Annotated in this window: 13 protein-coding genes; 6 read left to right on the top strand and 7 right to left on the bottom strand. The window is 45.8% G+C overall.

All coding sequences use genetic code 11. The annotated features are described in order from the left end of the window. Positions 1-96 precede the first annotated feature (96 nt). The gene (locus tag AXF12_RS10040; protein WP_066430763.1) at positions 97-960 is read right to left on the bottom strand and encodes a sigma-70 family RNA polymerase sigma factor; all 864 of its coding nucleotides are present in this window, start codon (positions 958-960) and stop codon (positions 97-99) included. A gap of 103 nt (positions 961-1,063) precedes the next feature. Between AXF12_RS10040 and AXF12_RS10035 the strand changes: the two genes are divergently transcribed. Beyond that, a complete protein-coding gene (locus AXF12_RS10035) occupies positions 1,064-2,056 on the top strand; it encodes a glycosyltransferase family 2 protein (protein WP_066430761.1) in 993 nt (330 codons plus the stop codon). Between the two features lie 99 nt (positions 2,057-2,155). On the opposite strand, the gene AXF12_RS10030 is transcribed toward AXF12_RS10035, so the two are convergent. The 5 genes from AXF12_RS10030 to AXF12_RS10015 form a co-directional block, all read right to left on the bottom strand. Next, positions 2,156-3,742 carry an NADP-dependent glyceraldehyde-3-phosphate dehydrogenase gene (locus AXF12_RS10030; RefSeq protein WP_066430759.1) on the bottom strand — a complete coding sequence of 529 codons (1,587 nt, stop codon included), beginning with the start codon at positions 3,740-3,742 and terminating at the stop codon, positions 2,156-2,158. A gap of 47 nt (positions 3,743-3,789) precedes the next feature. Further along, on the bottom strand, positions 3,790-4,176 hold the full coding sequence (locus tag AXF12_RS10025) for a toxin (protein ID WP_066430756.1): 387 nt from the start codon (positions 4,174-4,176) through the stop codon (positions 3,790-3,792). Beyond that, positions 4,166-4,450, bottom strand: a complete 285-nt coding sequence (locus AXF12_RS10020) for a hypothetical protein (RefSeq protein WP_066430754.1) — start codon at positions 4,448-4,450, stop codon at positions 4,166-4,168. Before AXF12_RS10020 ends, AXF12_RS10025 begins: the two co-directional genes overlap by 11 nt. A gap of 66 nt (positions 4,451-4,516) precedes the next feature. Then, entirely contained in the window at positions 4,517-4,693 is a 177-nt protein-coding gene (locus AXF12_RS12330) for a CAL67264 family membrane protein (RefSeq protein WP_095114460.1), read from the bottom strand. A 119-nt stretch (positions 4,694-4,812) separates the two neighbouring features. Then, positions 4,813-5,607: a DUF481 domain-containing protein gene (locus AXF12_RS10015; protein WP_066430753.1), complete on the bottom strand. Its 795-nt coding sequence runs from the start codon at positions 5,605-5,607 to the stop codon at positions 4,813-4,815. Between the two features lie 395 nt (positions 5,608-6,002). On the opposite strand from AXF12_RS10015, the gene AXF12_RS10010 reads away from it, so the two are divergent. Then, positions 6,003-9,245 (top strand): UvrD-helicase domain-containing protein, encoded by a 3,243-nt coding sequence (locus AXF12_RS10010; protein WP_066430751.1) that lies wholly within the window; start codon positions 6,003-6,005, stop codon positions 9,243-9,245. Positions 9,246-9,257: 12 nt separating this feature from the next. After that, on the top strand, positions 9,258-10,304 hold the full coding sequence (locus AXF12_RS10005; protein ID WP_066430750.1) for a WD40/YVTN/BNR-like repeat-containing protein: 1,047 nt from the start codon (positions 9,258-9,260) through the stop codon (positions 10,302-10,304). A 1-nt stretch (position 10,305) separates the two neighbouring features. Here the strand turns inward: AXF12_RS10005 and AXF12_RS10000 are convergent, their stop codons facing one another. Continuing rightward, positions 10,306-11,397, bottom strand: coding sequence for an ATP-binding protein (locus AXF12_RS10000; RefSeq protein ID WP_066430749.1), 1,092 nt, complete (start codon positions 11,395-11,397; stop codon positions 10,306-10,308). A gap of 451 nt (positions 11,398-11,848) precedes the next feature. Between AXF12_RS10000 and AXF12_RS09995 the strand changes: the two genes are divergently transcribed. The 3 genes from AXF12_RS09995 (at position 11,849) to AXF12_RS09985 (ending at position 15,155) form a co-directional block, all read left to right on the top strand. Next, a complete protein-coding gene (locus AXF12_RS09995; RefSeq protein WP_143325017.1) occupies positions 11,849-12,277 on the top strand; it encodes an HYC_CC_PP family protein in 429 nt (142 codons plus the stop codon). A 105-nt stretch (positions 12,278-12,382) separates the two neighbouring features. Continuing rightward, positions 12,383-14,623, top strand: a complete 2,241-nt coding sequence (locus tag AXF12_RS09990) for a TonB-dependent receptor (protein ID WP_066430747.1) — start codon at positions 12,383-12,385, stop codon at positions 14,621-14,623. A 163-nt stretch (positions 14,624-14,786) separates the two neighbouring features. Next, positions 14,787-15,155, top strand: coding sequence for a heavy-metal-associated domain-containing protein (locus tag AXF12_RS09985; protein WP_066430742.1), 369 nt, complete (start codon positions 14,787-14,789; stop codon positions 15,153-15,155). Positions 15,156-15,300 lie beyond the last annotated feature (145 nt).

The following is a 15,300-nucleotide window of genomic DNA, read 5'->3' as shown; positions in this document are numbered from 1 at the left end:
GTAATCAGGAGGTTAGAGAAAAGAAATCAGGGGTCAGAAATATGTGAGATCCGTTCTTTGATCTCTGGTTTCTGACCCCTGACAGCTGCTTTCTTTTTATCCTAAATAAGTTTTTAGTATTTTGCTTCGCGAAGTGTGTTTGAGCCTGCGGATCGCCTTCTCTTTAATCTGACGTACACGCTCGCGGGTGAGCTCAAATGCCTCGCCTATTTCCTCTAAGGTCATTGCGTGGCGCTCGCCTAAGCCGTAGTAAAGCCTTACTACATCAGCCTCTCGAGGGGTAAGCGTCTCCAAAGCACGCTCAATTTCCGTACGCAACGACTCCAATATCAAATCACGGTCAGGGTTAGGCGATTCATTACTGCGAAGCACGTCGTATAAGTTAGAGTCCTCACCCTCTACCAAAGGCGCATCCATTGAGATGTGTCGCCCAGCATTCTTCATCGACTCCTTCACATCATTGACCGACATATCAAGCTCTTTGGCAATCTCCTCAGCAGAAGGCACACGCTCATTGGCTTGCTCCAAATAAGCGTACATCTTGTTGATCTTGTTGATAGAGCCTATCTTATTGAGCGGAAGGCGCACAATACGCGATTGCTCAGCCAGTGCCTGCAAGATCGATTGGCGTATCCACCATACGGCATACGAAATGAATTTAAAACCACGTGTTTCGTCAAAGCGTTGTGCTGCTTTTATAAGTCCTAAGTTGCCTTCATTGATAAGGTCAGGAAGTGTAAGACCTTGGTTTTGGTATTGCTTGGCTACTGATACCACAAAGCGTAAATTGGCTTTAGTGAGCTTCTCTAAGGCAGCAACGTCGCCAGCCTTAATGCGTTGTGCTAATTCAACCTCTTCATCAGCAGTGATAAGCTCCACTCTACCAATCTCTTGAAGGTACTTATCAAGGGAAGCCGTCTCTCTATTAGTAACCTGTTTGGTTATTTTTAGTTGTCTCATTTAAAAAAATAGTCTTAACTTTGTATTTTCTTACTCAGCCTATTATACGTATGGGTAAGTTGAAAAGTTACAAAAGTATAAAAAATTAACATTCTATTAACAGATGAATTATAGCTTTATCATACCCGTCTACAACCGCCCAGAGGAAGTTGACGAACTCCTCCAAAGCCTCACACAGCAAACTTATGAAGCTTCTTTTGAGGTAGTTGTAATAGAAGATGGCTCTACGCTGCCCGCAGAAACAATATGCGAAAATTATGCCAAAAAACTCAATATAACCTACTTGTCTAAGCAGAACTCAGGACCTGGGAGTTCGCGCAATTACGGAATGCAGCACGCCTCAGGAGATTACTTTCTCATCTTGGACTCTGACTGTATCCTGCCACCGTATTATTTGGAGGCAGTTGATGATTTCCTGCAAAAGAACTATGTAGACTGCTTTGGAGGTCCTGACACAGCCGACGAGAGTTTCACCACCATACAGAAGGCAATCAACTATGTGATGACTTCGCTACTGACCACAGGAGGCATCCGAGGTAAAGAAAAAAGTGTACAAAAGTTCGAACCTCGCAGTTTCAATATGGGGCTCTCTCGTAAGGCTTTTGAAGCCACAGGCGGTTTTGGCAATATCCACCCTGGCGAGGATCCTGATCTGGTGATAAGGCTTTGGCAACAAGGCTTTCAGACGACTTTTATCCCCAGCGCCTTTGTCTACCACAAGCGCCGTATCTCGTGGCAGAAATTCCAGAAACAAGTCAGTAAATTTGGGCAAACACGTGCCATCCTCAATCATTGGTATCCGCATACCCGTAGGCTCACTTTCTGGTTGCCATTGCTCTTCTCAATAGGGCTCATCCTTTCAGTAGTAGCCTCCTGCTTTGGATATATAGCAGGGATACTCATCTATTTGTGCTACTTTATCCTCATTGCTTTTGACAGCGCTCGAGCTAATAAAAGTGTAGTGATAGGTCTACTCTCCCTCTGGGCGCTATTAGTACAGTTCTTCAGCTATGGTTTTGGTTTTGCGTGGGCTACCTTCAAGATAGCCACTTCCAAAGAAACCCCCGAAGCACTCTTTCCTCATCTGTTTTTTTAACGAATAACAAACGAAGCAATAACGGATCTACCTACTATACGGATATAAAAATAGCCGCTGCGAATTCGCAGCGGCTATTTAGTGATAACCAGAAATAAACTACAAGATATAGTCCGTATTCATAAAGTTTGAAGCCCCTGTATGGAGTAGGTTCTCAACGATCTTGTTGTTGTAGTCATTGTCGCGTGAGGCTACAAAGGTGCGTATTGAGAACGACCTTAGTGCATCGTGCACGCTGAGCGTACCTACCGCCGAGTCCTTTCTACCTGTAAATGGAAAGACGTCAGGACCGCGTTGGCACAAACTGTTGAGGTTCACGCGGCACACTAAGTTCACCAAGGTGTCAATCAGTGGCGAAAGCTCGTAAGCATCCTCTCCGAAGAGGCTTATTTGTTGCCCGTAGTTTGAGTCGGAAATCTCATCGATAATCTCGTTGATATGCGAGAAAGGCTTTACGGGCACCAGCGGACCAAACTGCTCTTCTTTATAAGCACGCATATTGGTAGTTACAGGGTAGAGCACTGCTGGGAAAATGAAGTTCTCAGTGCGCTCACCGCCTCGCTTATTCAATATCTTAGCACCCTTAGCCAGCGCATCGTCGATGAGCTCAGCGATGTACGCAGGTTTTTCCACTTCGGGCAGCGGGGTGAGCATCACCTTGTCGTCCCAAGGGTTGCCATATTTAAGGGCATCTACACGCTTGGTGAACATCTCTAAGAACTTATCTTTCACCTTCTCGTGTACGTAGATAATCTTCAAGGCTGTACAACGCTGTCCGTTGAACGACAACGCTCCTTTTACACATTCATCTACTGCCAACTCTAAGTTAGCATCAGGCAGAATCACCGCTGGGTTCTTTGCCTCCAAACCGAACACCAAGCGCAGACGGTTTTTCTTAGGGTGCTGATCTTGCAACACGTTTGCCGTCTTGCTATTGCCAATGAGTGCCAGCACCTCCACACGTCCGCTTTGCATAATGGGCGGAGCTACCACACGTCCACGCCCATAGAGGATGTTAATCACCCCACGAGGAAATGAACTCTGAAAGGCCTCCAAGAGCGGTGTAAACAAGAGTACCCCGTGTTTGGCAGGCTTAAAGATCACTGTGTTACCCATAATAAGTGCAGGGATGATCAGTGCAAAAGTCTCATTCAGAGGGTAGTTATAAGGTCCAAGGCAGAGCACCACTCCTAATGGACCGCGGCGTATATGTGCATACACTCCATCGCGTTTTACAAAAGTAGACGACTCGTGGTCAAGGGCTTTGTAAGCGTCAATCGTGTCGTAGATGTACTCAACAGTACGGTCAAACTCTTTGGTGGAATCCTCCAAGCTCTTGCCTATTTCCCACATCATCAGCTTCACTACCTCATCGCGCTGTTTCTTCATCTGTTGTACAAACTTCAACATACAAGCGATGCGGTCTTTCACTTTCATTGTAGGCCATAAGCCCTTGCCTTTGTTATAAGCCTCACAAGCTGAATGCAGTGCCTCCAACGCTTGCGACTCGCCCAATGCAGGCACACTCCCCAAAAGCGTGGGAGCATAGTTATCAGTGGAGGAAATGGTAGAATAGATATCGGCAAATTCGCCTTTCCATTTCCTGAGGTCGCCATTCACTAAGTAAGTGTCCTGACGAAAAGGAGTTACCTGATACTGCTCAGGTATAGGTGTAAAGTTTTTCATTTATTATTTTCTTTTAGTGTTTAGTGATTAGGGCTTAGTGATTAGCCTTAATCTTTAATCGTTATAACGTTCTTATCTTTTTCTGTAATCTCTTTTTCTAAGTTTTTTTTGAGAATAGCTATGTCAATACTATCATTCTCTGATTTGTCATAAATTGAGGCAAATAGAATTGACCTTATCTCCAATGCTGTTTCTTCAGTTTGTATAAGCACTTCGTGTGTAATTACTCTTGCTCCGCCACTTTTCCCTTGGTTCTTAGTAGTAATTTGCATTCTAATCTTTCGAAAGCCATCTCCTAAGGGTATGCCTATGTTAGGATTTGCTTCTATCTCCGCTCGTAGGTTAGTAATATCTTTTTTAAGACTCTTATACTTTTTGAAAAGACTCTTAAATTCTTTTCTAAAAATCTTGGTGGTATCAAAACTAATCTTCATCGTCAAGGGTATCCAAAAAATCATCAAAGGGCACAGCCGCTGCCCTTCCTGCTCTTATATCATAAACTTCTCGAATGGCATCTTCAATATGCGCCGCTTGTTTTCTCTCCTCAGGGCTAAGGTGTTTCATCATTGTCTGATACTCCTCCCTCGGGTTCATCGCCCTTTGAGAGAGACTTTGCTCTTTAATTGTTACAAAATCAAGGGTTTTCAAGTAGTTTAATAAAGCTACTGACTGTATGTTATTATCTGCAAATTGAATTGTATAGGTCATAATTTAATCGTTGTTAATCTTTTTATTATTGAGGAAGGTATAGCACTTTCGCTATTCGCTATAAAGCTATACCCTTCCTTTTAGGGCATTAAATACCCACGCGATAGCTAAAAAGCCAATGCCCGTTGCTGCAAAGCCCAAGCCTGCTATCTCTTCATAGCGGAATATTCCCAAACCGATGAGTAGTAGCCCCATCACGAGCATTATTAAGGCTGCCCAACCTAATATAGTGTTTTTATTCATTCGTTTGTCTATTTGTTTTGCTGAATGGAACTGCAAAGGTCGTGCGTTATTTTGTCATAGCCAAATATTTTTGAGAGAAATGTGCTCACCGGTTTGTTATACGGCTGATTGTTTGATGCTTACCAAGATACAAATACGCCCCCAGTGAGTACTATATAGTCCTTCTTTACAGGCACAATGGGCTTGGTGTGATGTATCGCTTGATAGGATAGCCACACACCGAAATGCTCTGTGACATTGTGCTTTAAATCAACACTATATGCAAAGCGTGGGTTCTTTATGTTGCTATCCAAGCGGGTATGCATATAGCCACTTATGATGAGCTTCCATTTTTCAGTGAGGTGTAGTTTAAAACTACTAAATAGCTGTCCCTTAATTAAGTGATGTTGTTTATAACCTTCATCTACATATACCACCCCATCGGGTACCCCATCGTAGTTCCACTTTTCATATTCGTAGAAGATGCCTACCCCTGTGATAATCCAAAAAGTATTGGCATTCAGGATGCGGTAACGCGATTGCAGCCCAGAGGCTACCCTTATGCGCAAACCTCGGCTCGGTGCCCATACCGATTCTACAAAAGGATACACCTCTACAGCAGGGCGCACTAAGTAGCGGTATTCACCGTGTACGAAGCCATTGCTCACGTTTACCGTATTGCCATAAGTGGCAAATTCCAACTGATTTATGATGGTAAAAGCCTTCTTTTGCTCGAACAAAAAGCTCACATTGGCATTGTTTTTAAAACTGAAATAATCCTGTTTTTCAGTCTTGAAGTTCAGTTCAGGGGCAATGGTGCCTTGCCAAGAGCGTGTGGTATCAATCGGAGAGGTAAAACTTTCCGTGAAAACAATCTGTCCATAAGCTGAGAAGCTTATCAGATACACAACGAATGCGAAACGAATAAAACCCATTTAAAACTATTCCTTTGAGGATGCAAAGATAGTAAATAATCTGATACAATCCTATAAGTGCGGTGCAAAAAATAGCTTAATTGCACAAAAACACGAACTTATGAGGTCGCAAAGTGTGTAAATAGGTCGTTTTTTGCGCAATCATAATTCGTTGATTATTCGTTGGTTCTGTACTAAACCTAATACTAACCTAATACCAACTCAATACTAAAGTAATACTCTTCTTTGAGATGAACGGCAAGTGAGCAGCAAGTGAACCGCATATCCAGCCGAGATCAACGGTGCTTTGTTAGCAGAATAGCTGAGAGTGCGACGTAAATCCCGTGCGATTGACCTATGCAAAAATAATTTATCAATAACTTGTATTGTAAAAATAAAGTCGTACTTTTGTCGCTATGAATGCACGGGACTATAAGAACTTTACCATATACAACGCCTCAGCAGGCTCAGGCAAGACGCGTAATTTAGTGAAATCATACCTGAAGATTATCCTTTCCACAGAGGATAAAGAGCACTTCCGCCACCTTCTGGCAATCACTTTTACCAATAAGGCAGTCTTTGAGATGAAGGACAGGCTTATCAAGGAGTTAGAGGACTTTTCACTCACTGAACGAGAGCGCGAGGAGCGAGGGCTTATAGAGGCGAATAGTATGTTTGTCGAGCTGTGTAAAGAGCTCTCTTTAAAGCCTATTGAGCTGCGCAAGCGTGCCGATGTGCTGCTTAAGTACATACTGCATAACTATGCCACTTTCCACGTTACTACTATTGATAGCTTTAACCATCAACTGATACGCAACTTCTGGTATGAGCTACATCTGAACCCTTTCTTTGAGGTGCAGCTGGATAGCGAAACCCTTTTGGAGCGGGCAGTCGATAATCTGCTTGACCTTGCTGGTAAGGAAGGAGAAGGCGAGGAGCTCGCCCAGCTCATTACTGAGTTCTCCAATGAGAAGATGCAGGAGGATAAGAACTGGGATACGCGTCAGGAGTTGCTGCAAGTCGCTAAGATGCTTTCCTCTGAGAACCACTTTCAACCGCTGAAAGCCCTCGAAACAAAAACTCCTAACGACTTTAAGCGACTGAAGAAGACGCTTACAGAGCAACGCAATAAGGCAATAGCGACTATTAAGCAAGCTGCTGACAGTTTCTTAGCATTGGTGGAAAGTAACGGCATTGAGCGGTTGAACTTTGACCACGGTTGGGTGTATGACTTCTTTAAAAATCGCAGTGATGCCCCTGAGAAAGAGCCTTCAGGGTGGGGGGCAGGCTGGCAAAGTAGTTTAGCTGACCCCAATGCGCCACTTTATGCCGAAGGTAAGAGAGGCAAGATAGACACTGACAAACTCGATGCTATAAAGCCACAGGTGCACGCTTACTTTACAGCGATCAAGCAAGCATACGCGGTGCATTCCTTTGTGAAGAACGCACTGAAGCTCATCACCCCATTGGCACTGCTCAGCCGCATCAAAGAGCAGGTTGAGCTCATCAAGACAGAGGAGAATATCTTGCCGATATGGGAGTTTAACGGACTAATTTCAGATGAGATATCAAGGCAGCCAATCCCCTTTATCTATGAGCATATTGGTGAGCGCTATCGGCATTACTTCATCGATGAGTTCCAAGATACCTCTGAGCTGCAATGGAAGAACCTCATTCCGCTGATGAAGGATTCTGTGCAAAGTATGAATAACGATGAGGAAGGCTCGTTGCTTTTGGTAGGCGATGCTAAGCAGTCCATCTATCGCTTTAGAGGAGGTAAGGCAGAGCAGTTTATTGGTCTTTACTCAAAGGAAGTGCAGCCTTTTGATGTGGGAGCAACCTCAAAACCGCTCGATGATAACTACCGCACCCTGCCTAAGGTAATCGACTTCAACAATGACTTTTTTAAGTTTGTAGCCAATGAGTTTCGAGCGAGCATCTACAAAGACCTATACCTGAACGCAGCTCAGAACTGCCCCAAGAATAAGGATTATACCCAATACAAAGATAAGGATGGCAAGCTCTGTGAGGGCTATGTGCAGGTGCAGTTCCTCAACTTAGACCCTAAGGAAGAGCAACCTCTTGATCCGCTTATTCCTGAGACGTTTACCCTACGTGAGCAGCGTTATTGCCAAGCAGTGCTTGAAAAGATAGAGCACGCCAATAGGGCAGGGGCAGCAGATAAGGATATCACCGTGCTGGTGAGGAAGAATAAAGAAGGAGCTGCTATAGCCTCTTATCTTTCGGCAAATGGCAAAGAGGTTGTTTCGCCTGACTCATTGCTGCTGATGAATGTACCTTCGGTGAAGTTCTTAGTATCGCTCTTGCAGCTCTTTTACCACTCCGACAGCAGGGAGTACAAGGTTAAAATGCTCTTTGATTACATACGCCTTAAAGGGATAAAGGACGTGGATAGCCTTATTAGAAAGTACCTTGATGAGCCTATTGGTGTTTTTTTTGAGCAGCATAACTTTTCATTAGAGCAATTTAATCAGTACGCACTCTATGAGGCTATAGCTTACGCCATAGGTAGCTTTGGAATAGCCCACCCATCGGATGCGTACTTGACGCACTTCCTCGACCTTGTGTTCGACTTTAAGAATGCCCGCAAAGGCTCGCTGGGCGACTTCTTGGAGTATTGGGAAGAGAAGAAGGAGGATATCAGCATTAGCTCACCTGAGGGGCGCAATGCTATTCGGATAATGACGGTGCACAAGAGTAAGGGCTTGGAGTCGCCTGTGATTATATACGCTTTTGCCGATAGTAAGCTCATTGAGAACAAAAAAGAGGAAGTGCTTTGGCACCCCGTGCCCAGTGAGCGCTATGATGGTTTTGACTTTTTGCTGGTGAATAGCAATAGGAGCTTAGAGACTTATTCCGATACTCTCAATTACGCCCCTGAGTTCATCACTCAGCATAACGAGGAAAAGCTGCTTGACGAAATCAATGTGCTGTATGTGGCAATGACGCGCCCTAAGCATTTTTTATATGTGATTACAGCGCTTCCTAAGGCGGGTGAACGGAGCTATGCCTCTCTGTTGGATAGCTATCTCAGTGCCAATGATTACACCCTTGAAAATGAAAACTGTTATAGCTATGGGTACCCTTATTTTCCTGTCTCTAAGAAGGCTGGTGCAGAAGGAGCATATATTCACTTTCCTCAGGTGTGGACAGAACCTGTTTACACCATTGCTACTACTGCTTCCGATCAATGGCTTGCCGATAAACGCAACGCTATTGAGCGAGGGAATACAGTGCACGAGCTGATGACCCAGATTTATAAATTGGAAGATGTTGATGTGGTGCTACAATCAGCCTTAGCACAGCAGCTTATCACCGATGAAGACGCAGATGAAATAAAGCGTTTGACTAATAATAATGACTTGCTATTGCCTTTCTTTAAGGATGACAATTATGTGCAGTACATCGAGAGAGACTTTATTGATGGCTTTGGGCACTACTTCCGCCCTGATAGGATAGCACATAACCCTCAGAGCAAAGAGACTTACATTTTGGACTACAAAACAGGTGAAGAGTATGACGCACATAAAAAGCAACTTAGGCGTTATGCCGCGTGTCTTAGCAAGATGGGCTGGAAAGTGAAAGCAGCATATTTACTTTACTTAGATCGCTATATAACAGAAGAAGTTTCCCTATAAAAAAGAAATAAGATGAGATGTTTTTTAATAATGCTTAGCCTTTTGGGCTTAGTGGCGTGTGAAGGCAATTCGTATCGGGTGCAAAGCATTGCGCTTGTGCCTCTGAAGACTTTCCCACTTGAAGGAATCAGTGTGCGGGCGATGACCCTAATTGGCGATAATGTGGGCTTTGCGGGCTCGGATACTACTTATGGCTTGATCTTCACCCAGAACCAGACGATGTATTTTTCTAACTTGAAGAATGTGGGTGTTATCTCTGACTTTCGTGCAATAGATAATACTACCAATAAAGTCTTTATGCTTTCTATTGGCAATCCTGCATTGATATACAAGACAGAAGCTAATGCAATGAAAGAGGTTTACCGCGAAAGCCACGAGCGTGTGTTCTACGATGGGCTACGCTTCTTGGACGACAGGGTAGGGATAGCGGTGGGCGACCCTGTTGAAGAAGGACGAATGTCGGTGGTGATCACCAACAACGGGGGAGAGTCGTGGATAAAAAAGCCCACTTCACAATCGCCTAAGCTCGCCCAAGGGGAAGTGCTATTTGCTGCCAGCAACTCGTCGATAGCTGTGCAAGGTAGTAAGATATGGGTGGTGACAGGAGGTACTAAGAGTCACGTGTTTTTCTCAGAGGATAAGGGCGTGAATTGGCACTCCTCTGTTTTGCCCTTGCAACAAGGGAGCGCCTCGCAGGGGGCTTTCTCAATTGACTTTTTTGATAAGAAGCACGGCATAGTTGTAGGGGGTGATTATCAGCATCCTGCGGAGCGCAAGGGCACGGTGGCTATTACAGCTGATGGTGGGAAAACGTGGCAGCGTGTGCCTGAGAGCCAGTCGATAGGCTATGCCAGCTGTGTGAAATATATTCCCCAAGCCAAAGGCTACGGCGTGGTTGCCGCTTCGCCCAACGGTATTTTCTTTTCTAATAATGGGGGCTTTAGCTGGCAAAAGGTCTCGGATAAAGTGTGCCACGCTTTGCTTTTCGCTGATGAGCGCACTTTGGTAGCCTCTGGCGATGGGGAAATTACGCTGTTTAGGGTGACTGAAAAGCGCTAAATTAGCTATTCATCTCAGAGCAGCTGTTGTAGAGCTCGCGCCACGCAGCGCCTCTTTTTTTCATTACATTCTCAAGGTATTCTTTCCAGACGAGCTTGTCCTTGTCTTCGTCTTTGACGACGGCACCTTGCAATCCCGATGCCAAATCAGTGTCGGAAACAGTGCCATTACCAAAACTTCCAGCCAAGGCCATACTGTTAGTGATCAGTGAAATGGCCTCAGCAGTAGAGATTACGCCACTGGGTGACTTGAGTTTTTGTTTCTCATCAAGGGTGGCACCTTTGCGTAGCTCGCGGAAGATGGTAACGATCTTTTCGATTGCTTCAGAAGTGGGCAGGGCAGCTTTCAGGCGGTAGTTATTGGCTATCTCAGCTACGCGCTTGGTCACGATGGAGACTTCTGTTTCCAAAGTGGCGGGAGCGGGCAGCACAATGATGTTGAAGCGGCGTTTGAGGGCTGATGACATCTCATTGACCCCACGGTCGCGGGTGTTGGCTGTGGCGATGATTGAGAAGCCACGTTGTGCTGAAAGCTCTTTGCCCAACTCGGGAATGGCGATGTTTTTCTCTGACATTATGGAGATGAGCGCATCCTGAACCTCAGAGGCACAGCGCGATATCTCTTCAAAGCGCGCAACGCTTCCTGTTTCCATAGCACGGTATATAGGCGACTTAATCAACGCCTGCTCCGAGGGACCGTTGGCGAGCAGCATTGCGTAGTTCCACGAGTAGCGGATATGCTCTTCGCTGGTGCCTGCGGTGCCTTGTATCACCTTGCCCGAATCGCCACAGATGGCGGCGGTGAGGTTCTCTGAAAGCCACGATTTGGCGGTGCCAGGCTCGCCGATGAGTAGCAAGGAGCGGTCGGTAAGCAGGGTGGCTATGGCGATTTCCACCAGCCGATTATGCCCGATATACTTAGGGGTGATATCCACACCAGCGGCTTTCCCGCCGACGATGAACTTCAGTACTGCCTTGGGCGAGAGCTGCCAGCCAAAGGGCTTTTCTTCTTTTTTATCTTCTTCTTTAAGAGCCTCTAACTCTTTTGCATAGAGTTGTTCTGCGGGGAGGCGCAACACATTTTCGTTTGCCATTTGTTTTTCTTGATTGATATACGAGGCTGCAAAGATAGGAAATAATCTTTAAAGAACGCCCTATTTGGGAAGCAATATGTTGTTTTTCTCTCTTTGGATAGGAGGAAAGGGAGGTTTGTAGTCAATAGAATATTTTTTTGTTTGGGGTGTGTTCGAGATGTGTTCGGGATGTGTTCGAGATGTGTTCGAGAAGAATTCGTGAAAATTTTGAATTTTCGTTTCTGTGGATTTTTGTAAAATTGGTAAAATTAACTATGTAAATGTGTTTTTGTAATATTTTATATAAGTTGGGTATTTTGAATAGGGTAGAGGGGTATTCGCAGAAAATGTAATACGTTATTTATCAGTGTGGTAAAAATATTCAGTAAAAATATTTTAAGAATTTGTTTGGTGTATAAGCGAAAAAGTCGTACCTTTGTCGCCGAATTTTAAAATGCTTTTTACACAATAGATGCGATCTTTATGTAACAAATTCATTGCCTTTGTGATGGCTATCTCGATGCTGAGTTTCTCGGCAGGGACCGTTATGGAGGAGGAACACTTGTGTAAGAAGCAGGCTGCTTTGACGCTTGATGAGGGCTGCTGCTCCGATGGGGAGGAGATGCCTTGCTGCTCGGATAGCGAGGGCTGTGCCGATGAGGGACATGGTGCTAAACATTGCTGCGAGGCAGTGGTGATGACCTTCTACGGTGAGGAGGCACACCCTGAGCAGACCATCACAGTGCGCATTGCGGAGCAGGCAGTAGCCAAAGTGGCAGTAGCCGTGCCTTATGCGCTGTGCTTTGAGGCAGTATCACGCAAAGAGGTTTCACTTTTAAGATATCTTCCGCCGCCGCTGACCAGCGACATACCTGTGCTGGTACAGCAGTTCCGTATTTAGGTCTTTTGATGATGACAGCACCGTATGGGTGCAGGTGCTCCTTTTGGATATTTATAAAAGGGGGCGTTTATTCTTTAATGTATCATCTAAAAAGACATAATCATAATGAGAAAATATATACTTTTGCTACTGGTATTCAGTAGTTTTTACAGCTTTGCACAGAGTTTTGTGCAGGGCAAAATACTCCTATCAGAAGAGGGGAAGACCCATACTGAGGCAGGAGTGGATGTGTATTGGCAAGGTACCACTATCGGGACGACTACCGATGATCAGGGTCATTTTAAGTTGCTCTACAAGCCTGAGCATAAGACGCTTGTGGTGAGCTACCTCGGCTTTAAGTCGGCAGTGGTGAATGTGGCTGACCCTGTGAAGTTCATCACCCTTACCCTTAAAGAGGATGCCAACGAGTTGGAAGCGGTAGAGGTTACCTATAAGCGTAAACCCACTGAGCGACTGAATCTTGCTACGGCTAATGTGATGACCATCAACAGCGGCGAACTGCTCAAGGCGGCGTGCTGCAATCTTTCGGATAGTTTTGAGACCAATAGCACTGTGGAGGTGAGTACCTCCGATGCGGTTACGGGGGTAAAGCAGATCAAGATGCTGGGGCTTTCGAGTCCTTACCTGCTTGTAACCCAAGAGAATGTGCCTTTTGTGCGCGGGGCATCGCAGGTGTATGGGATGACGTTTATCCCTGGCACGTGGGTGGAAAGTGTGCAGCTCATCAAAGGTGCGGGCAGCGTTATCAATGGCTACGAAGGGATTGCAGGGCAGATCAACACTGAATTGGTGAAGCCGCTGCTCGATAAGCCTTTGTTCCTAAACCTCTACGGCAGTGCCGACGGGCGCTATGAGCTCAATGCGCACTACAATACGCAGGTGGCTAAGCATTGGTACACAGGGCTGTACCTCCACGGTGATGTACGTCGCCAGCGTGAGGATATGAACGGTGATGGCTTCTTGGATATGCCGCTCGGGCAGCAGGTGAATGTGATGAACCGTTGGCAGTACGCCAATCCTGAGAGTGGCTGGATGAGCAATATCATCCTTCAGTATATGAATGACGAGCGGCTCGCGGGACAAAAGGGTTTCCACCTGAATAGCACTCCGCAGCTTTGGGGAAGCCATATCCGTACGCAGCAGCTCAATACGATGGGCAAAGCGGGCTATGTGTGGAAGGAAATGCCTTATCAGAGCATAGGCTTCCAGCTTGATTATAAGCACTATGACCAACAGTCGTTCTACGGGCATAATGACTATAACATCACCCAGAACAGTGCTTATTTCAACGCTATCTTCAAGTCGATTATTGGCAATACGAAGCACAAGTTCACCACGGGCTTGAGTGCGGCTTTGGACGACTACACTGAGGCAGTGGCTACGGCACAGCTCGCAGGCGATTACGACCGCAATGACTATGGGGCTGGGGCTTTCCTCGAATACGCTTATGACAACAACGATAACTTCTCGCTTACGGCAGGTTTGCGTGGCGACTATCACAACCGCTTGGGGGCGTTTCTCACCCCTCGCGTGCACTTGCGCTATCGCGTGTGGAAGGACGGTACGCTCAGGCTTTCAGCGGGTAGGGGCAAGCGACAAGCCAATATCTTTGCTGAACACCAGAACCTCTTCTCGACTGCCCGTGCGATACGCTTGCTCGGCAATGGCGATAGTCCTTATGGCTTAAAGCCTGAAATAGCGTGGAACTATGGGGCATCGTTTACCCAAAAGTTCAACCTGTTTAGTCGTCCGTTGGAAGTGGTGTTGGACTTCTACCGCACCGACTTTGAGAACCAAGTGGTGGTGGATTGGGATAACCCACGTGAGGTGTCGTTCTACAACCTCAATGGCAGTAGCTATGCCAATAGTTTCCAAGCAGAGGTGAACTACGAGCTGCTAAAGCGTTTGCAGTTGCGCCTTGCCTACAAATGGTATGAGGTGCTCACCGACTACGCCAGCGGTAGGCGTTGGCAGCCTTTGCAGGCTAAGAACCGCCTGATGGCAAATCTCAGCTACGAGACCAACGTAAAGGATGAGCGTCAGTGGCGGTTTGACGCTACACTGAACGCCATTGGCAGTCAGCGGTTGCCCGATACGAGTGCCAATCCGCAGGCTTACCGCTTAGGGGCGTATTCAAAGGCGTATCAGCTTGTGAACGCTCAGATCACCAGAGTGTTCTCAAAGCGCATAGAGGCGTATGTGGGCGGTGAAAACCTCACTGATTATCAGCAACAGAATGCAATTCTCGCCGCTGACGATCCGTTTGGTACGTATTTTGATGCCTCAATGACCTACGCCCCTGTCTTTGGCAGGATGTTTTACGCAGGAGTGAGAATCAATTTTTAATGTATAATGTATAATGCACAATGTATAATGACCACAGTGTGTTAGCAAATTAATCATTGGGTATTGAACATTAAACATTGATCATTAAATAAAGTTTAACTGAGGCAGTATGCAGCTGATTGTCAGATGCTGCTTATAAGTCTCTAAAATCAATAATAGCAAAATGAAGAACATTATTACAATTGTAGTGCTCTTGGTAGCCTTCTCAGCAAGTGCTCAGAGCAAGAATGCTAAGGCTTCCTTAGCGGTAAATGGCGTGTGCAACAGTTGCAAAGCGCGTATTGAAAAGGCAGCCTTAGGGGTGAAGGGCGTGAAGTTTGCCCAATGGAACGTAGGTACGCACGCCTTGAGTTTGGTGCTCGATGAGCGCAAAACCAATGTAGGCGAGGTGCAGAAAGCCATCGCTAAGGCAGGACACGACAACGCCCTGCCTGACGGTTCGCAGGCTGTAACTGCCACTGACGAGGATTACAACAAAGTGGCTCCGTGCTGCAAGTACCGCGATGAGGAAGTGGTGAAGAACCATCATTAGGATGGGTGAGAAAGTATTGTGAATAGGAGGTTATCTGGCTGTGCTGGGTAACCTCTTATTGTGTTGTGAAAATTGGCAATACATATTTTTTATTACTAAATATTTGGCGGATAATGTTTTTTGCCGTACCTTTGCAAATATTTTA

Source organism: Capnocytophaga haemolytica, from assembly GCF_001553545.1.
Taxonomy (GTDB): domain Bacteria; phylum Bacteroidota; class Bacteroidia; order Flavobacteriales; family Flavobacteriaceae; genus Capnocytophaga; species Capnocytophaga haemolytica.
Note: the sequence above shows the minus strand (reverse complement) of the source record. Positions and strands in the feature narration are given on the sequence as shown.